At 67.9% G+C, this 22,385-nt stretch carries 21 protein-coding genes and 1 tRNA gene; 10 read left to right on the top strand and 12 right to left on the bottom strand.

The window, feature by feature from the left end; genetic code table 11:
• Positions 1–26 precede the first annotated feature (26 nt).
• Positions 27–524, bottom strand: a complete 498-nt coding sequence (locus BW733_RS11155; RefSeq protein WP_152024677.1) for a hypothetical protein — start codon at positions 522–524, stop codon at positions 27–29.
• A gap of 287 nt (positions 525–811) precedes the next feature.
• Here BW733_RS11155 and BW733_RS11150 point away from each other — a divergent pair, with 287 nt between their 5' ends.
• Both BW733_RS11150 and BW733_RS11145 read left to right on the top strand, forming a co-directional pair.
• Entirely contained in the window at positions 812–1,132 is a 321-nt protein-coding gene (locus BW733_RS11150) for a hypothetical protein (protein WP_077350519.1), read from the top strand.
• A gap of 10 nt (positions 1,133–1,142) precedes the next feature.
• Positions 1,143–1,730: a hypothetical protein gene (locus BW733_RS11145; protein WP_077350517.1), complete on the top strand. Its 588-nt coding sequence runs from the start codon at positions 1,143–1,145 to the stop codon at positions 1,728–1,730.
• A 6-nt stretch (positions 1,731–1,736) separates the two neighbouring features.
• On the opposite strand, the gene BW733_RS11140 is transcribed toward BW733_RS11145, so the two are convergent.
• The 8 genes from BW733_RS11140 to BW733_RS11095 form a co-directional block, all read right to left on the bottom strand.
• Entirely contained in the window at positions 1,737–2,819 is a 1,083-nt protein-coding gene (locus tag BW733_RS11140) for a DUF3322 domain-containing protein (RefSeq protein WP_237268400.1), read from the bottom strand.
• A gap of 29 nt (positions 2,820–2,848) precedes the next feature.
• On the bottom strand, positions 2,849–6,178 hold the full coding sequence (locus tag BW733_RS11135) for an ATP-binding protein (protein WP_077350514.1): 3,330 nt from the start codon (positions 6,176–6,178) through the stop codon (positions 2,849–2,851).
• Complete coding sequence (locus tag BW733_RS11130; protein WP_077350512.1) at positions 6,175–6,801, bottom strand: DUF4194 domain-containing protein; 627 nt, start codon at positions 6,799–6,801, stop codon at positions 6,175–6,177. Before BW733_RS11130 ends, BW733_RS11135 begins: the two co-directional genes overlap by 4 nt.
• A gap of 2 nt (positions 6,802–6,803) precedes the next feature.
• Positions 6,804–8,210 (bottom strand): DUF3375 domain-containing protein, encoded by a 1,407-nt coding sequence (locus BW733_RS11125; RefSeq protein WP_161490212.1) that lies wholly within the window; start codon positions 8,208–8,210, stop codon positions 6,804–6,806.
• A 301-nt stretch (positions 8,211–8,511) separates the two neighbouring features.
• On the bottom strand, positions 8,512–10,143 hold the full coding sequence (gene groL / locus BW733_RS11120) for a chaperonin GroEL (protein ID WP_077350508.1): 1,632 nt from the start codon (positions 10,141–10,143) through the stop codon (positions 8,512–8,514).
• A 239-nt stretch (positions 10,144–10,382) separates the two neighbouring features.
• The gene (locus BW733_RS11115; RefSeq protein ID WP_077350506.1) at positions 10,383–11,192 is read right to left on the bottom strand and encodes a hypothetical protein; all 810 of its coding nucleotides are present in this window, start codon (positions 11,190–11,192) and stop codon (positions 10,383–10,385) included.
• A gap of 13 nt (positions 11,193–11,205) precedes the next feature.
• The gene (locus tag BW733_RS18285) at positions 11,206–12,933 is read right to left on the bottom strand and encodes a hypothetical protein (protein WP_161490211.1); all 1,728 of its coding nucleotides are present in this window, start codon (positions 12,931–12,933) and stop codon (positions 11,206–11,208) included.
• A 10-nt stretch (positions 12,934–12,943) separates the two neighbouring features.
• Positions 12,944–13,615, bottom strand: a complete 672-nt coding sequence (locus BW733_RS11095) for a hypothetical protein (RefSeq protein ID WP_077350500.1) — start codon at positions 13,613–13,615, stop codon at positions 12,944–12,946.
• A gap of 196 nt (positions 13,616–13,811) precedes the next feature.
• Between BW733_RS11095 and BW733_RS11090 the strand changes: the two genes are divergently transcribed.
• Positions 13,812–14,150: a hypothetical protein gene (locus tag BW733_RS11090; protein ID WP_202970183.1), complete on the top strand. Its 339-nt coding sequence runs from the start codon at positions 13,812–13,814 to the stop codon at positions 14,148–14,150.
• A 4-nt stretch (positions 14,151–14,154) separates the two neighbouring features.
• On the opposite strand, the gene BW733_RS11085 is transcribed toward BW733_RS11090, so the two are convergent.
• Positions 14,155–14,430, bottom strand: coding sequence for a DUF3263 domain-containing protein (locus tag BW733_RS11085; protein ID WP_077350498.1), 276 nt, complete (start codon positions 14,428–14,430; stop codon positions 14,155–14,157).
• 135 nt (positions 14,431–14,565) lie between these two features.
• Here BW733_RS11085 and manA point away from each other — a divergent pair, with 135 nt between their 5' ends.
• From manA to BW733_RS11070, 3 genes are all read left to right on the top strand, one after another.
• Positions 14,566–15,744, top strand: coding sequence for a mannose-6-phosphate isomerase, class I (manA, locus tag BW733_RS11080; RefSeq protein WP_077350496.1), 1,179 nt, complete (start codon positions 14,566–14,568; stop codon positions 15,742–15,744).
• Positions 15,745–15,784: 40 nt separating this feature from the next.
• A tRNA-Thr gene (locus BW733_RS11075) sits at positions 15,785–15,860 on the top strand.
• A 149-nt stretch (positions 15,861–16,009) separates the two neighbouring features.
• The gene (locus tag BW733_RS11070) at positions 16,010–16,609 is read left to right on the top strand and encodes a class I SAM-dependent methyltransferase (protein ID WP_077350494.1); all 600 of its coding nucleotides are present in this window, start codon (positions 16,010–16,012) and stop codon (positions 16,607–16,609) included.
• A gap of 51 nt (positions 16,610–16,660) precedes the next feature.
• Here the strand turns inward: BW733_RS11070 and BW733_RS11065 are convergent, their stop codons facing one another.
• Both BW733_RS11065 and BW733_RS11060 read right to left on the bottom strand, forming a co-directional pair.
• On the bottom strand, positions 16,661–16,903 hold the full coding sequence (locus BW733_RS11065; RefSeq protein WP_077350492.1) for a VOC family protein: 243 nt from the start codon (positions 16,901–16,903) through the stop codon (positions 16,661–16,663).
• 70 nt (positions 16,904–16,973) lie between these two features.
• Positions 16,974–17,795, bottom strand: coding sequence for a DedA family protein (locus BW733_RS11060; RefSeq protein WP_237268166.1), 822 nt, complete (start codon positions 17,793–17,795; stop codon positions 16,974–16,976).
• A 224-nt stretch (positions 17,796–18,019) separates the two neighbouring features.
• Between BW733_RS11060 and BW733_RS11055 the strand changes: the two genes are divergently transcribed.
• The 4 genes from BW733_RS11055 (at position 18,020) to BW733_RS11040 (ending at position 22,245) form a co-directional block, all read left to right on the top strand.
• Entirely contained in the window at positions 18,020–19,108 is a 1,089-nt protein-coding gene (locus BW733_RS11055; protein WP_077350490.1) for an ABC transporter ATP-binding protein, read from the top strand.
• Positions 19,109–19,271: 163 nt separating this feature from the next.
• Positions 19,272–20,435 carry a cystathionine gamma-synthase gene (metB, locus tag BW733_RS11050; RefSeq protein ID WP_077350488.1) on the top strand — a complete coding sequence of 388 codons (1,164 nt, stop codon included), beginning with the start codon at positions 19,272–19,274 and terminating at the stop codon, positions 20,433–20,435.
• Positions 20,436–20,445: 10 nt separating this feature from the next.
• Entirely contained in the window at positions 20,446–20,856 is a 411-nt protein-coding gene (locus BW733_RS11045; RefSeq protein WP_077350486.1) for a hypothetical protein, read from the top strand.
• 9 nt (positions 20,857–20,865) lie between these two features.
• Positions 20,866–22,245, top strand: a complete 1,380-nt coding sequence (locus BW733_RS11040) for a DUF4032 domain-containing protein (protein WP_077350484.1) — start codon at positions 20,866–20,868, stop codon at positions 22,243–22,245.
• The last annotated feature ends 140 nt before the right edge of the window (positions 22,246–22,385 follow it).

Raw genomic sequence — 22,385 nt, 5'->3', positions numbered from 1 at the left:
GGTCGAATATGAACGTTCAGCAGGCGTCACTGTGCCATTTGAACGATCAATCCCGCAAGGGGGTCGGCGAGATTTCCTCCGAAAGTCACGGCGTGTCGCCAAAGTCGCCCGGCATCTGTCGTTGCGTCGGCGGCTGCTGCCAAGATGAGCGGTACCCGCATCGCCGCGGAGAACCCGAGGGAGGTGACATGGAGTACCCGCTGGAGGCCCCTGCCCGTGCCCTCGACCGGCTCGACGTGGTGCAACTCGTCAGCTACCTCCGCTCGGCCGCGCGCACCCGGCCGGTCGTCATCCTGACCGTTGCCCGCGGCAGCCATGCCCCGCACGTCGATCCGGCCGTACTCGACCGCGAGTTCGGCAGGCAGGTCGACATCGTGACGCTGCCGACGGAGGCGGCGACCCACGCGCTCAGCGAGACGCTCACCGACCGCGAGGCCTCCGTACAGCTCCCCGCTGCGTTTCGCCTTCGGCCCCGCCGAAGGCCCGGACGTGGCCCGGGCCCTCACCTCGGACGCGATGGCCATGGCCGCTCGCCACGGGGCGTCCCTCCCAGGCGCGGCAGAGCTGCCACGACCAGTCACGGGCGAGATCTCCGGCATCGTGGCAGGCCGGGCGCTCATCCAGCTCGACGACGGACAAGTGGGCGTGATCTGGCCCGAGCTCGTCGTGCCGGGTCCCATCGCAGAGCGGGTCTTCCACAAGGGCATGCGCATCGAAGGGGTCCTCGATCCGGACTCGCGACGCATCGACGTGGCGGGGATGCGCCGCGACCCTGAGGAGGCGTTGGCCCGCCTACCAGCCCGGCGACACGGTGCTGACGAGGGTCACCGCGGTGCGTCGCGACGGCTGCACCGTCGAGCTGTTTCCCGGTGTCACCCGGGACATCTCGGCCGACAACCTGGTCAGGGATGACACCGACGTGCGGCAGCTGATGGTCGAGGGAGAGGTGCTGCGGCTCTGGTTCGCCGACCGCTACGACGGCGAGTGGGTCCTCTCCCTGCTCGAGGCGGCTCCCGAGGATGAGGGTGGTGCCTGCGCCGGCGCTGCTGCGCGGGGGTCCGCCCTGGCTGGTCCTGCCCGCCCTCGCCACGCCGCCCGCTCCCCCGCGGGCCGAGCAGGTGTCCTCACATGAGGAACCCGACGTGACGGACGAGGACGCACTGTCCCTCGTCCAGGAGCTGCGCCGTGAGACCGCCCAGCTCAGCCGCACGATCCGCGAGCGCGACGAACGGATCGCCACGCTTGAGGAACGGCTGGCCAAGGGCCGCGCACGCCTGCGCGACGCCGAGCGCCGGGTCAACAGCGGTGGGGCCTTCGCCCGCCTGTTCGAGTCCGACGAGGATCAGCTCGACTTCGAGGTGAGGACCGCGTGGGCCCTCATGACGACGCCGTCGGAGAAACAGACGAGGCCGCTTCGCCCGTGGACGTACGGCCCTGCCTTCTTCGACACCCTCGCGCGCGTGCAGGGAATCAAGCGCGACAAGATCATCGAGGTGATCGTCCACGTCCTCACCGGGCGCGACGCCGAGCTCGCCTCGCGGGAGCTCCACCAGCTGCGCACCGGCGCCGGAGGCGACGACGCCCCGGTCACCCGTCGCGGCGGCGAGACCTGCTGGCGGGTGAGCCTGCAGGTGGGAACGCCGAGCGCCCGCCGTCTGCATTACTGGCAGCGCAACGATGGCTCCGTCGAGCTGAGCAGCATCCGCCTCCACGACGACTTCCGCCCCTGAAGGCTGTCAGGCCAGCGCCTCCAGGATGGCTGAATGCGCCGCCGCGCGCGGGATGCGTTCCTGTTCGAGGCGCAGACCCTCGGCGCGAATGAGGGCGAGCGTCGAGCGCTCAGCCAGCGTCAGGTGCCCGATCTCGCCCTTGAATGTCCGCGGCTCGGCAACGGCCAGGGCGCGAGCGGAGGCAAGCGTATCGGAGTCCATCAGGACCGACCGGACCTGCGGCAGCACCGACCTCGTCTGCCCGAGGATCTGGAAGCCGTACGAGTCGAGGTCACCCCAATAGAAGACATCGGCCGAGCGGATCCAGGCGACGTCCGCCAAGGACGATGCCGCAAAACCCATGCCGTGAACGGCGATCGTGCCCGTGAGCGGCGGAAGCGTCGCAACCGTGGTCAGATTCTCCGAGATCAGCACTCTCGCGGGTCGCATGGAAAGCAGCTTCAGTTCTTCGAGCGTCACTGAGAAGTCCGCGGCACCAGGCGAAGAGGGGTCGAGGTCGCGCACACGGAACCGCACGCCGTGTCTACGCAGACCCGTGCCCCCGATGATCGCGTCGGCCAGCGGCTCGACGACCGAGCGGTGGCGCTCGAACCACTTGGTGTCGACGCCCTCCACCGGTAGCTCGCGCTCGAACAGGCCCGAATCGGGGTTGGCGCTCAGCCAGCCGAGCACGCTCGCGAGACGGCCGACATCGTCAGCCCTCAGCTTGACGAGCCCACGCGCTGCCTCGCTGACGCCGTCGACGAGGGGCGCCTGCGGCCAGCCATGCGCAAGCATGGCCACGACCTCGCAAGCGATCGACCATCCGGCTCGCTGTCCCGACAGCCCCGCAACGGCCCGGGGACCGACCGAAACGCGTTGTGGGAGCCGCTGGCGGCCCATCGACGGCCACCGACGGGTTACCCACTCGAGAGTGACATCGTCGCGTTCGGAGAAGTGTTGCCACGCCGTCGCCCAGGCTGCGACACGGTCTGGCCCGGCGAGCGCCTCCCGCTCGGACGGAGGCTGCAAGGGCCACGACAAGGGCGTCGGCTCTCCATCAAGCGACTCGGCGAGCCACCCGGGGAACCGACGAGGCCAGACCCGCACGGCGAGGGCACGCAACTGCTCGACAGTCCTCACAAGAGCACCTCCTGGTCGGCATCCGCTGCCACCACTGCTGGACGACCCAAGTCGTAGTGCAACTCCTGCAGGATCGACCCGCGCCCCGGCCGGTTGTCGACCATTACGACACCGCCCACGTAGTCGTCGATGGTCTGCAGCATCTTCATGGGGGTGGCGAGCAGAAGCTGGAAGCCGAACGTGCGGAAGACCTCGAGCCCAGCCTGGGTGAAGGTGTGATCGGCCTTGTCGAAGGCCTCATCGATGACGACGAGCGCATACGTCGGATCGGCCTTGCCCTCCGGAGCTAGCTGAAAGCGCAACGCCGCCGCGAGGCAGAAGGTGACGAGCTTCTGCCGCTCACCGCCCGAGCGTCCACCCGACCCGGTGTAGACGTCCACCTGCGCGCCGTCGTCGTCGATTACCCGCGCCTGGAACTGCACGTGCTGGCGGGTGTCGAGGCAGCGCTCACGCCAAGCCTTATCGGCCGGATCGGCCGAGCCGAGCCTGTCGAGCAACTGCTCCATCCGGACGAACCGCTCCTCGGCCTCGCGCCGGGCAGCATCGTCGGATGCACCGCCCGCATCGAGCATCGACGACTCGGTGATGCGGTTCAGCGTTTTCAGGAACAGGTCCACATCGTCAAGGGTTCGGTCGAGCACCTTGATCTGAAGGCGCCCCTCGCGACTGAACCTGGTCATCAGCAGGGAACGATTGACGTCGTCGACGCGGCTGCGAATCTCGCGTCTCGCACCACGGATGTCTTGGGCAAGGCCGCTGATGTTGTTACGCGCCTGGCGATGGAGCAGTTCAAAGAAACGCTCCTCGAACTCAGGGAGGCGATCGGCCTCGAGAGTGCTGAGCCGCCTGAGGTACTCCGGCAGGTACAGCAGGCCCGCGTCCCAGTCGGCCGCGGCCGCCTCCCAATCCTTCTTGTACGCCGTCATTTTCAGCACGGCCTGTTGGCTCACGCGAGAAAGGAGCGCCGACAGCTTTGAGTGGCGCTCGTGCAGGTGCTGACGCATGGCCGCGTCGAGGCCGTTCGCCTCGGCCATGAGATCATCCGAGAGCAGGTCCAGATGCTGCGCCACCTCGTCCGGCACGTCGGGTGCCTCACTCAGAATGGCCGTCAGCGTCTCAACCTCTCGGAGGATCTGGGCGACATGCTCCTCACGCTGAAGGAGGGACGCGCGCAGTCCTGCCAGCTTGTCGTCGGCCTGCTGCTTCGCGCGCCTCGCCCTGTCGAGTTGGGCCTCGAGCGCCCGAAGATCAATGTTGGTGGCCCTTAGCCGCTCCAGCTGCCGATCGACGGCGTCGATTCCAGCCTCGTGTGGTGACAGATCGACTCGATCCCACGAGAACTCGGCCAAGTCCTGCAGCGCCCTCGCCGCAACAGCCAGATCGGCCTGCTCGGCATCCAACTTCCTCAGCCGCGCCTCGATCTCGTCGAGGTGGGCCTGCGAGACGGCAAGGACTCGTTCGAGCTCGGCCTCCTTCGCCTCCGTCGAGAAGCCGAGCACCCACCGCGTCCGGTCGGACACGCGGAACCGGTCATCCTTCTCGTGGAGCAACGACGAGTGTTTCACCTGGCCGTTACGGGTGACGCCACGCTGAACGCCGCCGAGGCTGCGGGCATCGTCGACACAGGCGTAGGCGAAGCGGCGCTCAAGGCGTTCGGAGAGCCACCCTGTGTAGGCGCCGTCAGCCAGGTCGAGCTTGCCTGGGAGAGTGCCGTGCACGAAATCAAGGGCCTCCTCGCGGACCGGCTCGACCCTTTCATAGACGAGCCGGGTACCCAGAAACTCGGCATCGACGAACTCAGCGGCTGCCAGGTAGTGCTGCGCGGGAACCACGAGGGTGCGGGCGAAGCTGGCCAGGACGCGTTCGATGGCTCCCGTCCATTCGCTCTCTCCCTGCTTCACCTGAAGCAGCTCCCCGACAAACGGAAGGGTCGTAGGCGAGACACCCAGCGCCTGAGCGAGTGACTCGCGCACCGCGAGCAACCGCGCATCGAGGTTGGAGCGGTGACGACGCAATGCCTCCAACTCATCGACCGCGCGGCGGTGAGCGTCCGCCCCGCGCCCCTTATCGCGAAGGGCCTCGCCCTGGGCGGCGTTGAACTCGGCACGCCTGGCCTCGAGGGCGGCCCTTGCCTCATCGACCTCTCGCTCGAAGCGGACGACCTCAGCGACGCCATCGGGCAGACGCACGGCGACGCGCTCGGCGGCACCGGCGTACCGGGAGCGCCGTTGAAGCGCCAGGTCGCGAGCGTCGAGCCTTGCTGCCCGGAGAGCCTCGAGCGTGGTCACATCACCGCCGCCTGCACCGTCGACGGCCTGCTGGCACCGCCGTCGCTCATCCTCGGCCAGGTCGGCATGGCCCTTCGCCTCAGCCACCTCGGCCTCAAGCCTTGCCAGGAGAGGACGCTCGCGGACGAGGTCGGCCTCGAGACCAACCTTCCTGCGCTGCCTCAGCCAGGTCTCGAGGTGCGCGACCTGGTCTTGCACTTCCCTCTGCTGTGACTCGACCTCACGGAGTTGTTCATCGATGGCGCGCAGGGGAAGGAGCGCTTCCACCTGCCGTCGGGCGTCGACCACCGAGGAGTGGGCCGAACGCAGTTCGTCGAACTGTTCGACCGTGGTATTGGCAAGCTCGAACGTGCCGGGCACGTCAAGCATGAAGTCGCGGAACAGGGCGTCCAGGTTCGTCAGGTTCTTCGCGGACTGCGTCTTGTGCAGCAGCACCTGCGCCTGCTCGGAGGCGATCCCGAGCTGCTTACGAAACCGCTCTGCGAAGGATGAATACCCTTCACCGCGGTAGGTGTTCCACGTGGGAAAGGAACTCTTGAGTTGCCGATACTCGATGCCGTTCGCGACGAACGACTTCAACTCAAGGAGGTCGACTCGGCCGGGCGCGATCGCGTACATGGAGCGCAGCTCGTCGCGTTGAACCGAGCTGCCGCTGATATGGAACAGCCGCAGCAGCGTAGTTTCCTTGCCCGACTCATCGACGAAGGTCAGCCCCACCGCGCTCCAAGTGGGGCCTTTGCGGAGGAAAGCAGCCCCCACCTCGCCCGTCTCCTCGTCGGCCTCGCGCTTGTGGGCGCCGCGCACGTAGGTGACGAGGCTGCGGTCGTGATCGCGCGTATCGGTGCCCTGGGCGGCCGCGTTGAACCGCACCTTCCCGGGCGCGACGAGGATGGAGGCCATGGCGTCGAGCACCGACGACTTACCCGCTCCCGACGGACCGGTGAGCAGCATTCCCTTCCACGGCACGTCGAAGCTCCAGGCACCCCCGAAGGTACCCCAGTTGATCAACTGAACGTGCGCGAGTCGGTGCTGGCTCATTCGGACGCCATCCTCTCGAGGTCTGCCGTCACGGCCGCCACCTCATCGGCTCCGAAGACGAGCCGCAGGACAGGCGAGATCTCCCAACGGTCTTCAACCTCGGCCTTCAGCAGGATTGAGTTGCTGGTCATTCTCACGAGCGAACGACGGATCCGGTCTTCCTGCTGCTTCTTGTCCGTCGTGTCGCCTCGCAGGAACCCGCGCAACTGGTCTTCGATTTCTTCCCGCCCGACGAACACGCGGCTACCCTGGCTGGTCAATAGGAGGCGTCGGAGATAGAGAACCAACACCGTGTCGAGCAGGGTGAGGGGCTGACGCCGCACCACCTTCGGGGCGTCCTCGAGTGCGAGGTTGCGAACGAAGGCCACACCCGAGTCTCGGTCGAGCACGAGCTCAAGGTAGAGATCGGCGAGGCGGGAGCGCACCAACGGCTCGTTGCGCTCGAGCGCCGCCCACAGCTTCGCGTGGTCCTGGGCGCGGACATAGGGTCCGTTGAGCAGCTTGAGCAACACACGCCTTGTGCCAGGATCGAGCTCGCCAGGATCATCTGGCAGTTCGACCACCTCATCGTCGAACTCGTCCACCTCGACGCCTGCATCCGCGCGACGCGGTGCGCTCTCCATGCTCACGGCTCACTCCAATGGCTCGGGACCTGGAGGAAAACGTACCTGGGGGCCGTGACAGTTCTCGACGAGCCCCGCGAAGACGTCCACGACCAGCGCTCAACCCCCGTGGCCCGGCTGGCGAACTCCTCGGCCAGGATCAGCAGGCCGATGATCGAGGCAAGGCCCTGGGACGCGGGGTGTCGCTCCAACACGTCGCCCACCGTCGCGCCCGCCCGATCGGCGAGAGTCTCGACGATCTGCGACTGCAACTCGGGGAAGTCGATCTCGGTCAGGCGCACCTGTCGCCTAAGCTCTTCCAGATCGAGCTCAAGGGTAGCATTCGCGACGACGTCGTCAACCGTGCGCAGGTCGGCAGGGTTGTGCAACGACCACGACCCGACCGAAGCGATCCTCGCCGAGGTGAGGTCCAGGTCCCGACCAAGCGGCGCGGTGGGAGCGTGGCGCTTGAGCGCCGCGAGGGCAGCCTGCTCGGCGTGACCAAGGGCCTCGGCCAATCGCTTGTGCTCGCGGTACTCCTGGGTCTCGACGAAACGGCGGAGGCTCTTGGAGAACTCGGTGAGGTTCAGGCGAACCTGATGGCTCTCGCGTTGAAGCACGCTCAGGTAGCGGCGCAGGAAGACGGCCGCGCCGCCGTCGAGGTCGTGGGCGAAGCCTCGCTCAAGAAGGGCATCGACGGCGGTGTCGAACCGGTCGGCGAGCAGGCGGTCGAGCAGCAGTTCGTGGAAGGCGTTGAACGTGCGGCCCGCCTCGCTGTTCTCGATCAGGTCGACCTCCGCGAAGATCTGGTCGAGGACTCCACCGCGGGAGCCGTCGTGGTTGATGATCTGCTCGCGGAGTTGGGAGTTGAGCGTCTCAAGGTCGTCGGCGACCTTCGCGAAGTCGCCGGGCACCTCACCCGCCAGGCGCAGGATCTCGTCGAGCCGCTCCCTGGCCAGCAGGTCGTCGAGGGGTCGGTACTCGCCTTCCTCGATTCGCGCGATCTCGGCGTCGATCTGGTCGCGCTGTTCGATCAGGCCCTTGACGCGCGTGGCGGCATCCGGGTCGGACTCGCGAGCCAACGCGTCCAGCAGCCCTGTGACGTTGCTGAGCCGAGAAGACGTGACCGAGGATCGCGACTGCTGCACATCGCCGACGAAGCGGACGATGTCGGCTGCGGAGCGCGACAGCTCCACCGTCTCTTCGCGGGCCGCCCCGGTCGGGCGGCGGATCAGGTAGCCGCTACTGATCCAGTCGCCTACGTACTCCTGGGCCTGGCGGGGAAGGGGGAAGCCGCTGTCACGCAGATCGTCCAGGTCATCGGAGACCTGCTCGACGAACTCGGCGTAACCGATAACTCGGGCCGTCTCAAAGCGGCTCGCAAGGATCGCGGCGATGACGGGAAGGAGATCGGCCCGGAGGAGTCGCATGGGCCCCTCAACGGCCTGCCTCGCGCTGAGCGCCCTCCCTACAACACTCACTGGACCAGCCTCTCTTGGGACATGCTCCCGCTCCGGGGACCGTCCGCGCCCCTCGGAGCGCGCTGTCCACGACATGGAACCCAACCCTCGGAGAGATCCTGACCGCCTCTCCGACCTCGCTACCAAACTACATTCTGGATCTTCCGAACCGGGAGCCAGGGCGATCATCCCGATCAGCCTCCCCTTGAGAACGAGGAGAGGGCGGCCCCCTCCGGGACCGCCCTCTCGTGAGCTCGCTGGCTGGTGCGGATCAGAAGCCGCCCATGCCTCCCATGCCGCCCATGTCGTCGCCACCAGGCATCGCGGCGGCCTTCTCAGGCTTGTCCGCGATGACGGCCTCGGTGGTGAGGAACAGGGCCGCGATCGACGCGGCGTTCTGCAGCGCCGAACGGGTAACCTTCGCAGGGTCGATGATGCCGGAGTCGACCATGTTGACGTACTCGCCGGTCGCGGCGTTCAGGCCCTCGCCGGCGGGCAGGTTGCCGACCTTCTCAGCCACGACGCCGCCCTCGAGGCCGGCGTTCGCGGCGATCTGCTTCAGCGGGGCCGAGGAGGCGGCGAGCACGCTCCGCGCGCCGACGGCCTCGTCACCGGAGAGGCTGGAGAGATCGACGGCCTTGGCCGCCTGCAGCAGCGCGACGCCACCGCCGGGGACAATGCCCTCCTCGACCGCGGCCTTCGCGTTGCGGACGGCGTCCTCAATGCGGTGCTTGCGCTCCTTGAGCTCGACCTCGGTTGCCGCGCCGACCTTGATGACGGCGACGCCACCGGCCAGCTTGGCCAGGCGCTCCTGCAGCTTCTCGCGGTCGTACTCGGAGTCCGAGTTCTCGATCTCGCGACGGATCTGGGACACGCGGCCCTCGATCTGGGCGGGGTCGCCCGCGCCCTCGATGATCGTGGTCTCGTCCTTGGTGACGAGGACCGAGCGCGCACGGCCGAGCAGGTCGAGGGAGACGGTGTCGAGCGAGAGGCCGACCTCCTCCGAGATGACCTGGCCGCCGGTGAGGATGGCGATGTCGGTGAGCATGGCCTTGCGGCGGTCACCGAAGCCCGGAGCCTTGACGGCGACGGACTTGAAGGTGCCACGGATCTTGTTGACGATCAGGCCGGCGAGGGCCTCACCGTCGACGTCCTCGGCGATGACCAGCAGGGGCTTGCCCGACTGCATGACCTTCTCCAGCACCGGGAGGAGATCCTTCAGCGAGGAGATCTTGGAGTTGGCGATCAGGATGTAGGGATCGTCGAGGGTGGCCTCCATGCGCTCCGCGTCGGTGACGAAGTACGGGGAGATGTAGCCCTTGTCGAAGCGCATGCCCTCGGTGAGCTCGAGGTCGAGCCCGAAGGTGTTGGACTCCTCGACGGTGATGACGCCTTCCTTGCCGACCTTGTCCATCGCCTCGGCGATGATCTCGCCGACGGTGGAGTCAGCGGCGGAGATCGACGCGGTGGCGGCGATCTGCTGCTTGGTCTCGACGTCGATGGCCATGTCGGAGAGCTTCTCGGTGATCGCGGCGACCGCGGTCTCGATGCCCTTCTTCAGGCCCATCGGGTTGGCGCCGGCCGACACGTTGCGCAGGCCCTCGCGGACCATGGCCTGGGCCAGCACGGTGGCGGTGGTGGTGCCGTCGCCAGCGACATCGTCGGTCTTCTTGGCGACTTCCTTGACGAGCTCGGCGCCGATCCGCTCGTACGGATCCTCCAGCTCGATTTCCTTGGCGATGGACACGCCATCGTTGGTGATCGTGGGGGCGCCCCACTTCTTCTCCAGGACGACGTTGCGACCCTTGGGGCCGAGCGTCACCTTGACCGCGTCGGCCAGGGTGTTCATGCCGCGCTCAAGGTCGCGGCGAGCGTCCTCATTGAACTCAATAAGCTTTGCCATGGTGGTTCGGGAGTCCTCCCGTCGATGGGGCTTCAGCCCCGGTGGTTTCAAATGTCTGTTGCGAACCGCCGATGCCCGCGACGGACGGCCTGAGCCTCATCCACGATTCGGTAGCACTCAGCATACGAGAGTGCTAACTCCATTATTAGCACTCGACCCAAGGGAGTGCAAAGATCCGGCGTTCTCCGGACGCGAAACGACGGCGCCCCGCACGGGAACGCCGTCGCATCGTCAGTGGATCAGACGACCGCCTTCGGCCACTGGCCGCCGGGGACCGCCTGGTAGGCGGCGCTCTCCATATCGACCATCGAGGTGATCATGCCGAGCATCGCGTTGACCCACACCATGATGTAGGTGAGGATCGCGCCGATCAGGGCGATGATCTCCGCCGCCCCGATCGCGGTGCCGACCGGGATGGCCGCCATGGTCAGCGCCGCCTGGATGATCCCCACAGCAGCGGTGATGTACTGCGTGATGAAGTTCACCGTGATCTCGACGCCCTTAGCGCCCATCTGATGGACGGCGTCGCCGAACTTCTTCGCGCCCTCAGCGGTGGACTCGGCCGCCTCCTGCTGCTTGTCGATCGCCTTGAAGAAGGCCTCGGAAGCCGCCCCGGTCCAGGTCTCGACCGCCTTGAAGTGGCCCTTCTGGTACCGCAGCGCGAACTCGTCGCACTTGGGGGCCAGCTCGTCCGCGATCGACTTACCTGCGGAACGCACCTCCCAGGGGGCGAGCAGGTGCTTCAGGATCTCCAGCTGGGCCTGCAGGCCGCGCGAGACGATCTGGATCGTCCGGTCGATGATCTCGGCCGCCTTGCGGATCGCCTTCTTCAGGAACTTGCCCACGCCGGGAACCCAACAGAACAGGCCGGCGATGCCGCTCAGCTTCTCGACGAAGCGGGCCGCCTTGTTGGCCACGTTGCGCATCGCGTTCTCGATCTTGCGGACGAAGTTCTTGACCTTGTCGATCGCGTCGAGGATCCACTGCACGTCGAGCGTGAAGGAGCAGGCGCCACCGCCGCCCCCGCCACCGTCTACCAGCATCATCATGATCTTGTCTTCCTTACTTGTTGATCTGGCCGGCGAGACGGACGCCGCTGGCTTCCATCTCCTCGTAGCGCTCAGCGGTCTCGTTCAGGGCCTGACTGACGGCCTGGAGCTCCTTCGCGGCCCCCTCATAGAGGGTGCCGAACTGCGTGCAGCTCTTCCTGTAGGTGCCGGAGACCGGCGTCCACAGGCCCCAGTGCTGGACGAGGGAGGACACGGCCTCCCAGCAGTTCGTCAGCTCGGTGGCCGAGGGGACCAGGCTCTCGACGTACCTGGCGTCGTCGCGGAGGTCGGAGATGTCGACGGTGTAGTCGTCGCCGTTCTCGCTCGGGGGAGGCGGGCAGTCAGTCGGCCTGTTATCCGGAGGCGTTCCCGGCGGCGTTCCCGGCGGCGTTCCCGGCGGAGTGCCCGGCGGCGTGCCCGGGGGCTCGGTCGGGGTGCCGCCCGGCGGCGTGCCCGGGGGCTCGGTCGGGGTGCCGCCCGGCGGCGTGCCCGGGTGCTCGGTCGGGGTGCCGCCCGGCGGCTGAGTAGGAGTCCCCGAGCCGGGTCCGTCGATGTCCGGGCCTGTGGGGCCGTCTGTGCCGACACCGGGGCTCGGCACGGCCTCGACCGCGTCGGGGATGCCGTCGTTGTCGGAATCGGTGTCGCGGTAGTCGGGGGTCCCGTCACCGTCGGTGTCGACCGGGTTCCAGACAAGGCCATCGTCGTTGCCGGAAGGGCCGGGCGTGGTGGGCACGGAGCCCGAAACCGACGGGCCGGTGCTTCCGATGCCTGCGGAGCCGGTGCCTGACACGTTCTGGGGAGCCTCGGATCCGAGGCCGCCGTCGGGCCTGCGTGGGACCTCCGTGATGAAGTTGTCGGGCAGTTGGGGGCCGCCGACCTGCTGCGGGTCGTAGACGTCGGTGTCTCCGGTGCCGGTCGGCAGTCCGCTGACGCCGGGGCCGTCGACCCCTCCGCCCGACCCGATGCCGCCCGATCCGGCGCCGCCGCCGAGGCCGCCGAGGTCTGAGCCGCCACCGCCGGAGCCGCCGCCACCCAGGTCGCCTCCGCCACCGCCACCGAGGTCTCCCCCGCCGCCGGAGCCGCCGCCACCGAGATCGCCGCCGGCCTCCTCGGGCGCTCCCGCCTCCTCGTCGCCTGCCGGGGGCTCTTCGGTCGGGGTCCCGCCGTCACCGGCTCCCGCCCCTGCGCCTCCGCCCATGGCTTCGTATTCGGAAGGCAGGTCGACGTCGACCGTTCCGTCCTCGTGCACCGTCATGGTCTGCCCGTTTGGCTGCTCGATGGTGATCGAGCCGTCCTCGTTGCGGGTGATGATCGTTCCGGACTCGGTCTCGAAGGAACCGCCCGCAGCGAGCGTCGAGATGTCGGCGGAGTCGTTGTCGGTGAAGTCGGCGTCGATGGTGATCTCGCCGTCGACGCCGATCTTGACCTCGACGCCGTCGGAGGTCGAGATGAGCGTTGCGTCGCCGCTGGTGTCGACCACGGTTCCGTCGGGCGCGACCGCGACCGCCTCGTCGGCGACCGTCGAGTCCGCGGTGATCTCGATGGCGTCCTCGGGCACCGCTGTGACGGCCTCGCCGATCACGTACTCCTCCGCCGGGGCGTCTGCCGTGGCATCACCGGGGGTGGCATTCGTCGTGGTCTGGGGCGTCGTCGACTGCGACGCTCCGCGCATGGCACCGATGTGGTCGCCCTGCGCGGGCCACTCGAAGGAGCCTCCGGATGAAGATGTCGTCTCGGACATGTAACTCTCCTCAGCTGTTCAGGGGTTCGTTGAGCTGATCGATGATCTGGTCGAAGCACTCGGTGAGCACGTGACCGGACTTCCCGGGCAGCCAACTCTGATGGATGGCGACGTCGACCACATAGCCGTGGTTGACCGTCACCGTGACCATGGAGTTCTCGGAGCGGACCTCGACCCCGCCTGCCGGCTTGAGGTTCAGCTGCTCAGCCTCCTCGACGGCGATCGGCACCTCGAGGTTCGTCAGGGAGTCGTTGAGCTGGGCCAGCGCCAGGTCGAGCTGGTCGAAGAGGTTTGGCAGGTTGTCGACCTTCGCCTGGAGGGTCGCATCGCTGGACGGCGCCTCGAGGGCCTGCTCGCCCATGCGCATCATCTCCTCGCGCTTGGCCGCCACCTCCTCCTCGGTCGGCTCGGGACGGTCATCGTCGTTGAGACCGGACGCCTCTAACTGCGCCTCCGCGATCGTGGTCAGCAGCACGGTCGACAGGTCGCCCGGCTCGATCTTGTCCTGCCAACGCGGTTCGACGGTGACCTTCGCAAGTCGACCGTCGGGGCCGCAGGTCGCCTCGACCTGGCCCTCGGGATCGCGCACGCTGACCTCGCGGTGGCGAGGCTGCATCCGCAGCATCGTGCGGATGAGTTCGTCGAACTGGGCCTCCATGACCTGAGGGGCGGTTTCGTCCATTGAGTCCTCCATCTGGTGTGGTGCCAACTCTTCCAACAGATAGGGTCAGGGCGACTAGGTACCGACGCTCAAAAAGGCCCAGCACCATGGATCAACGTGCCCGTATGCGCAACCTCGCCAACGTGGTCAATTCTCGACGCCCCTCGGGATCGCTCTTGCCGCGCTCGGCCGCGGGCGCCTGCGTCGCGTCGGGACGTTGATCGTGGCCGAGTCGGCGCGGCTGCCGTTCCTCAACGCCAGCGCCATGACGGTCGGCTCGGTCGTGCTCATCCCCGGCCGGACGCTGGAGGAGGTGGAGACGATCCTGCCCGATCTCGTCGGCCACGAGGAGGAGCACGCCTGGCAGTGGGCCGTGTGCCTCGGCCTGCCGTTCATCCCGCTCTACTTCGCCGCTGCCGGCTGGTCGTTGCTGCGCTGCGGCGACCGCGCGTCGGCGAACCTGTTCGAACGCCAGGCGGGACTGCGACGGGGCGGCTATCCCGAGCGTCCGAAGCGGCCGCTGGCGACGCTGTTGACCCGGGCCGGAGGGAAGTGAACGCTCAGCGCTGGAGGCGACGCGCCGAGCGGGCGGCCTGACGCTGCCTGCGCATGCGGCGCAGTCGCTTGACGAGCAGAGGCTTGTAGGCGAGCGCCTCTGAGCTGTCAATGAGCTGGTTCAGCTGCTGGTAGTAGCGGGCCGAGGAGAGCGAGAAGTGCTCCATGATGGCCTGTTCCTTCGGAACGGCCGAGGTGAACCAACTGTCCTCGAAGTCGAGAATCGCCGCGTCGCGCTCGGAGAGTTCGAGCGGGGAACTCAGCGGAGTGGCCTCAGACATGGGGCTCATTCTAGGTGCTAATCACAACAGTGTCATTATCCTTCGGCCTGTCGCGCCGACCTGAGGGGCACTACGCAGACGGGGCGCGCTACAGTCAGGGTGACTGCGAAGGACAACCAGAGGACTGACTACGCCATGCGCCGACTCAATGGTCAGGTTCAGCATTTTACCTGGGGCAGCGTCGCCGACATTCCGGGCATTCTGCGGCGGGAGCCTGATGGTCTGCCGTGGGCCGAGTACTGGCTCGGCACCCATCCGAACGGCCCGTCGACCCTTGAGGACGGGGCCACCCTCTCTGACCTCATCCACGCAGACCCGCAGGTCCTCGGCGAGGCCAGCCGCTCCGAGTTCGGCACCCGGCTCCCCTACCTCCTGAAGCTCCTCTCCGCAGGCAGCCCGCTGAGCCTGCAGGCCCACCCCTCGCGCGAGCAGGCCGTCTCCGGGTACGCCCGCGAGTCGCTGCTCGGCCTCCCGACCTCCGACCCGACGCGCTCCTACAAGGACGACTGGCCGAAGCCGGAGGCCATCGTGGCGCTGACCCCGTTCGAGGGACTGCTCGGGTTCCGCGACCCCCACGAGACGGCTGGCCTGTTCGAGGCGCTCGGCGTGGCCCAGCAACTCGCCTCCGTGATCGGCCCGCTGCGCGACCGACGCGCCGCCCCCGCCCTCCAGGAGGTCTTCCTCGACGTGCTGTCCCTGGCCGAGCGGGCGCACCTGGTCGACGTCGTCGTCGCGGCAGCGGTGAACCACCTCGAGGCCCCGGGAGCGCTCGGCATCTTCGCGCGCACCGCCGTCGAGCTCGATGAACACTTCCCGGGCGATCCGGGCATCATCGCCGCCCTCCTGCTCAACCGCTTCTCGCTGCAGCCAGGCGAGGCCGTGGCGCTGGGCGCAGGTGTGCTGCACGCCTACCTGCGCGGCACAGGGGTCGAGGTGATGGCCAACTCCGACAACGTCATGCGCGGCGGGCTCACCAAGAAACACATCGACGTCGACGGACTGCTGCAGGTCGTCGCGTTCGAGCCCACCGTCCCCCAGATCCTCGTTCCCGAGGGAACCGACGGTGTCTACGTGTTCCCCACCTCGTTCCCGGAGTTTGAGCTGTGGCTCGTCTCGCCGGTCGACTGCACGTCCCTCGATCTGCCGCGCACCGACAGCGGACGGATCGCGCTCGTCACCTCCGGCCGGTTCGAGCTCGACGGCGACGGGGATGTGGTCGAGCTGCTCTCGGGGCAGGCCGTGTTCGTGCCTGCGCACGAGCCGGTGAGCCTGCGCGGCGAAGGGCAGCTGTTCGTGGCGGCTTCGGGCGCCTGACTTCCCTCTGCCACCAACCGTTGGCACAATGGGCCAGCACGCCTCCTTAGCTCAGCGGCCAGAGCGCTCGCCTTGTAAGCGAGTGGTCGAGGGTTCGACTCCCTCAGGAGGCTCCATTTTCCGGGTGGGCGATACCGCCTCCCCGCTCGGTCAGCCCGTACGTGCGGCGCAGGCCCCCTTCCTATAAGGCCTTCGGCAGTTCCAGGTCGGCCCCGCTCGTCGATCCCGGTTGGAGGCTCCGATCCGGGAAGGACACAATGGGGCCATGACCGAACCAAGCAAGTGGTCGCGCATCATCGCCGCCGATCCCGATCATTCCCGTCGCTACATCGAGCGGTTCAAGATGATGGAGGCCGCCGGGCACGACCTGTACGGCGAGGCACGCACGGTCGACGCCATGGTCGAGCGGAACTCCCGGATCCTCGACGCGGGCTGCGGCCCCGGCCGGCTCGGTGGGAGGCTGTTCGAGCTCGGCCACCGTGTCGTCGGCATCGACGTCGACCCCGCCCTGATCGCCGCGGCGGAGGAGGACCATCCGGGCCCGCTGTGGCTGGTCGGCGACCTGGCCGAACTGGACCTGCCCGCCAAGGGGATCAGCGAGGGCTTCGACGTGATCGTGTCGGCGGGCAACGTGATGGGATTCCTCGCCCCCTCGACGCGCGGCGAGGTCCTGCGCCGCTTCGCGGCCCACCTTGCCCCGAACGGTCGCGTCATCGTCGGCTTCGGCGCCGGTCGCGGCTACGAGTTCGCGGAATTCTTCGCCGATGCCGGGGAGGCAGGCCTCGAGCTGGACCTGGCGCTCTCCACCTGGAATCTGCACCCGTTCAAGGCCGACTCGGACTTCCTGGTCGCCATCCTCCGCTAAGCCTGAGGCGAAACGACGGCACCGGACTTTTCCGGCGCCGTCGCTGCTTTTTCAGGCCTGTTCGATCCGCGGGAAGTTACCTGCAGGGTCGTGCAGGGCGCCGTCGCGGACACCCCAGAACTGGTCGGTCGGTTCCTGGACGACGCTGACTCCCTCCACGTCGGCGAGCCTCGCGAACAGTCCGCCGAGGTCGTCGGTGCGCATGTGCACGGGCGTCAGCCCGCCCTTGGCCAGCAGCTCCGACAGGGCGCGGGCGTCCTCCTCCGAGCGGCCAGGCTCAGGCTGGGACAGCACGGGTTGACGCCGGGCTGGGCCTCGCTTGTGAGGGTGATCCAGTGGAACCCCTCGTTCTCGACGAGCGGCATCAGCCCTGCTTCTCTGCCTTCTCGCGGGCCTTCCTGGCCTGGGCGAGATAGGAGGTGACGAACACCACGACGATGAGCCCGATGGCGACCCAGCCTGCGATCTTGGCGTACCAGTCGAGGACTGCGACGGCGCCCTCGCCGAGCTGCCACCCGAGGGCGAAGTAGCCGATCAGCCACAGCGTGGAGGCGATGTAGTCGTAGATCAGGAAGCGCTTCAGGCTCATCCCCGAGGCTCCCGAGAGGACGAAGACGACCTGCATCAGCGGCAGCGGCATGGGGATGTAGGCGATCAGGAAGCCGATCGGGCCCAGCTTCTCGGCCCAGCGCTCTGCGCGGTCGTAGTTGCGTGCGGCCCGCTTGGACTGGCCCGCCCAGACCTCGATCATGCCGCGACCCCACAGCTTGCCCGCCCACCAGTAGATCCAGTCGAACTTGAGGCTCAGGACGGAGGCGACGATCAGCACGATCGGCCAGTGCGGCATCTCACCCGTCGAGGCGATCGCCCCGCTCGCGGCGACAGCGGTGCGACCGCCGGTGATCATCGCCAGCCAGTCGGGGGCGACGCCGAGCAGCCAGGCGCGCGTCGGGATGAGGATGAGGCTGAACACGGCGATCACGCCGAACCAGGCGAGGCAGGCGTAGTCGGCCCTTCCCGGCTTCTTCTTCCAGGGCATGCCCTCGTCTTCCCACCACTCGCGCTCCGGCTCCTCCTCGCCGGACACGGCTTCCCGGGGGCCCGTCGGCTCCCCGGTGGCCTGCTCTTCGGCCGTCGGCTCGGGCGCGGGACGGTCGTCGGCGCTGCCTGGTCGTTCCTCAGTCACGCGCTGAATGCTACGTGACCGGGCCCAGTGCCTCCGACGGTCCTCGACGACGGTGAACGCGACGCCGGGACGCTCGAGATCGAGCTTGAGCGTTCAAACGCAAACCCCCTCTGGACTATGGACGGCAGCGGTGTAAAGTCCCCTGCTAGGAACACCTAACTGAATAGGTTCCTATCCACTACGGATCGTCGGGCACGTACCTGCCCGTGGAAAGGAAATGTGGCATGGCCACTGTTAGCTACCGTGACGCTTCGCGCGTCTACCCCGGCTCCGACCGCGCTGCGGTCAACAAGCTGAACCTCGAGATCGAGGACGGCGAGTTCATGGTCCTCGTCGGCCCTTCGGGCTGTGGCAAGTCCACCTCGCTGCGTATGCTCGCCGGGCTGGAAGAGGTCAACTCGGGCTCGATCTTCATCGGCGACCGCGACGTGACCGACCTTCCTCCGAAGGACCGCGACATCGCAATGGTCTTCCAGAACTACGCCCTGTACCCCCACATGACCGTGGGCGACAACATGGGCTTCGCACTCAAGATGCAGAACGTCCCCAAGGCTGAGCGTCAGCAGCGCGTCCAGGAGGCCGCGAAGCTGCTCGGCCTCGAGGACTTCCTCAACCGCAAGCCGAAGGCCCTCTCGGGTGGCCAGCGTCAGCGCGTCGCCATGGGCCGCGCCATCGTCCGTCAGCCGCAGGTGTTCCTCATGGACGAGCCGCTGTCGAACCTCGACGCAAAGCTGCGCGTCTCCACCCGCACCCAGATCGCCGCTCTGCAGCAGCGTCTCGGCGTCACCACGGTCTACGTCACGCACGACCAGACCGAGGCCATGACGATGGGTGACCGCGTCGCGGTCATGAAGGACGGCATCCTCCAGCAGGCCGACACCCCGCTGGCCCTGTACGACGCCCCGAAGAACCTCTTCGTGGCCGGCTTCATCGGCTCCCCGGCCATGAACCTGATGACGGGCAAGCGCGTCGAGGGCGGCGTTCAGATCGGTGACTACACCGTTCCCGTCTCCCGCGACATCCTGGCAAAGACCGATGACGACACTCTCACCGTCGGCATCCGTCCCGAGGCCTTCCAGATCGCGGATCAGGGCATCGCCCTCGACGTCGCGGTCGTCGAGGAGCTCGGCGCCGACTCCTACCTCTACGGCACCCTCGCGGGCCTGTCGGACGAGGAAGTCGTCAACGCCCAGCAGTTCGTCGCACGTGTCGGCGCCCGCACCGCCCCCGAGAAGGGCAGCGTCGTTCGTCTGACCGCCGCACCCGACCAGGTGCACGTGTTCAGCACCAAGACCGAAGAGCGCATCTCCTGATCGCCTGACGTTTTTCGCGAAGGGGCCCGGGTCTTTCCGGGCCCTTTCCATGTCCGCACACAGGCCCCCTCCACGTGGGAGAACGCGGCATCGCTGGCCGCGAACGGGGAGGACCGGGGGACGGAGTTGGCCCTATGCTCGAGTCGAAGACAAGGAGCTGCTGATGGCGGAACTCGGACGGTGGACCCGCGGCATGCGGACGGGGCTCGGGGAGGATCCGACCCACGGCGCGGTCGTTCCGCCCATCTACCTGAGCACCAACTACACCTTCGAGGGCCTCGGCCAGCCGCGCGGCTACGACTACTCCCGCTCCGGCAACCCCACCCGAGACCAGCTCAACGACGCCATCGCGACGCTCGAGGGCGGCGTGGGCGCCACCTGCGTCGCGACCGGGCTCGCGGCGATCACGCTGGTCGCAGAGGCCTTCGTGCCTGCCGGCGGCCGCGTCGTCGTGCAGCACGACGCCTACGGAGGCACCTGGCGCCTGTTCAGCTTCCTCGCCGAACAGGGCCGCCTCGTCGTGGACTTCGTCGACTTCAACGACGCCGAGGCACTCGGCACGGCGCTGACCACCGACACCGACCTGGTCTGGATCGAGACGCCGTCGAACCCGCTGCTGCGGATCACCGACATCCGCGCCGTCTCCGACGCCGCACACGCGGTCGGCGCGCTGGTGGCCGCCGACAACACGTTCCTCTCCCCTCTCTACCAGCGCCCGCTGGAGCACGGGGCAGACATCGTCGTGCACTCGACCACGAAGTTCATCAACGGTCACTCCGATGTCGTCGGAGGCGTGGCAGTCGCCGCCGAACAGGAGCACCACGACCGGCTGCGGCTCTGGGCCAACGCGCTCGGCCTGACCGGGAGCGCCTTCGACGCCTACCTGACGCTGCGCGGGCTGCGCACGCTCGACGCCCGCATGCGGGTGCACACCGAGAACACGGAGGCGCTCGTCGCGCTGCTCGACGGGCACCCCGCCGTGGCGAAGCTGTACTACCCCGGGCTCGTCGGCCACCCCGGCCATGACGTCGCACTCCGGCAGCAGACGGGCATGGGCTCGCTGCTCGGCCTCGAGCTGCACGGCGGTCGCGCCGCCGCCCAGTCCTTCCTCGACGGGCTGCAGATCTTCCACCTGGCGGAGTCGCTTGGCGGGGTGGAGTCGCTGATCTGTCATCCGGCGTCGATGACCCACGCCGGGATGACCGACGAGGCGCGCGCCGCCGCGGGCATCGGCGATTCCCTGCTGCGGCTGAGCGTGGGCGTCGAGGCATCCGAGGACCTGGTGCACGTCGTCACCGAGGCCCTCGAACGCTCCGGAAACGCCTAGGCTCTCAGACATGCTCGACCTGTCACTCGCGCTGCGACTCAAGGATGCGGGACTTGCCTGGAGGACCCGCCCCGGCGACCGGTTCGCGGTCACCCGCACCGAGATGCTCGACGACACCTTCTACCTCGCCGACATGGTGATCGAGGCGCGCCATCTCGAGACGGGGACGATCTTCGCGTTCAACGGCACCACCGAGTGGGCCCTCGACTCCGTCGCCCAGGAGCACACGGTCTGGATCCCGTCCGAGGGGCAGCTGCGCGAGGCGCTCGGCGCCCGGTTCGCCGGGCTGAACCGCGATGCGGACGGGTTCGTCGTCACGCTCACCGACGGTGCACGCTTCCACGATCCGGACGTCGAGAACGCCTACGGCTCCGCGGTGTTGGCCGTGCTCGGCGCTCCGTCGCAGGAGGTAGGGCAGTAGGCTGGCCCGGTGCCAAGATTCCTCGCCGCCAAACCAGACGCCGACCTGATCCGGCTTCCCTGGCATCTGCCGTTGGCCGACTGGCCGACCCAGCACCTGGTCGCGCTGCCGCGAGGCATCTCGCGTCACGTCGTGCGCTTCCTGCAGGTCGGCGACGACATCCTCGCCGCGAAGGAGATCCTCGAGGAGGTGGCGGTGCAGGAGTACCGCCTGCTGACCGAGCTGAAGCGGCTGGGCGTGCCGTCGGTCGAGCCGGTCGGCGTGGTGCTCGGGCGGGTGGACGCGGACGGCAACCCGCTCGATCCCGTCCTGCTGACCAGGCACCTGCCGTTCTCGCTGCCCTACCGCTCGCTGTTCTATCCCGGCGTGAAGCACGAGACGGTCAACAGGCTCCTCGACGCGATGGTCGTCCTCCTCGCCCGGCTGCACCTGACGGGCTTCTACTGGGGAGACGTGTCGCTGTCGAACATCCTCTTCCGCCGCGACGCGGGCGAGTTCGCCGCCTACCTCGTCGATGCGGAGACCGGCGAACTGCACGACCAACTCACCGACGGGCAGCGCGAACACGACCTGCAGATCGCGCGCACCAACCTCTACGGGGAGTTCCTCGACCTCGAGGCCGGCGGCATCCTCGACCCGTCGCTCGACCCCGAATGGCTGGTCAACACCATCGAGGACCGCTACCACCAACTGTGGGCCGAGCTGACCGGCGTCGAGGAGTTCGACGGGTCGGAGTTGTACCGGCTCGAGGGCCGGGTCCGCAGGCTCAACGCGCTCGGCTTCGACGTCGCCGAGATCGACGTCGACGCCTCCCCCGACGGTCGCACCATCCGGATGCGCCCGAAGGTCGTCGACGCGGGCCACCACACCAGGCGGCTCATGCGGTTGACCGGCCTCGACGCCGAGGAACACCAGGCCCGCCGCCTGCTCAACGACATGGACACCTTCCGAGCGGAGTATGCCCCCAACGCCCCCGAGTCGGTGGCGGCGCACAAGTGGCTGGTCGAGGTGTTCGAGCCCGCCGTCAGCCGGATCCCGGCGCACCTTCGAGGCAAGCGCGACGCGGCGCAGTTCTTCCACGAGATGCTCGACTACCGCTGGTACCAGTCGCAGCGCGAGAACCGTGAGGTCCCCGTCCCCGAGGCGGCGACGGGCTACATCAACGAGATCCTGACCACACTTCCCGACGAGCAACTCGGCGACCTGCAACCCGTCGGGGGTGAACTCCTCGACAAGTACGACCCGTCGAAGGGCTATGCCGACGGCGAGGAGGACGACAAGCCCTACGACCCGTGGGAGGACGAGGCCAACGACCCGGACATCCCCGTCATGCAGGGCTTCGACATCAACGCGCTGCGCGCGAAGGCCGCGGCGAAGAAGAAGGGCTGACGCCGGTCCCGGGTCACGAACTTGAGCACTTTTCCGGCTCTTGTTACCGATGTGTGGGTCGGGGGTGAGGGACACGCCGCTTCTGGCTAGGTTCTTGTTTGTCTAAGAACAGGACCTGAAAGCGAGAAGCGGCGTGCTTG

Origin of the sequence: Tessaracoccus flavescens, assembly GCF_001998865.1 — a bacterium.
GTDB classification, from domain to species: Bacteria; Actinomycetota; Actinomycetes; order Propionibacteriales; family Propionibacteriaceae; genus Arachnia; species Arachnia flavescens.
This window is presented reverse-complemented; position numbering and strand designations above follow the sequence as displayed.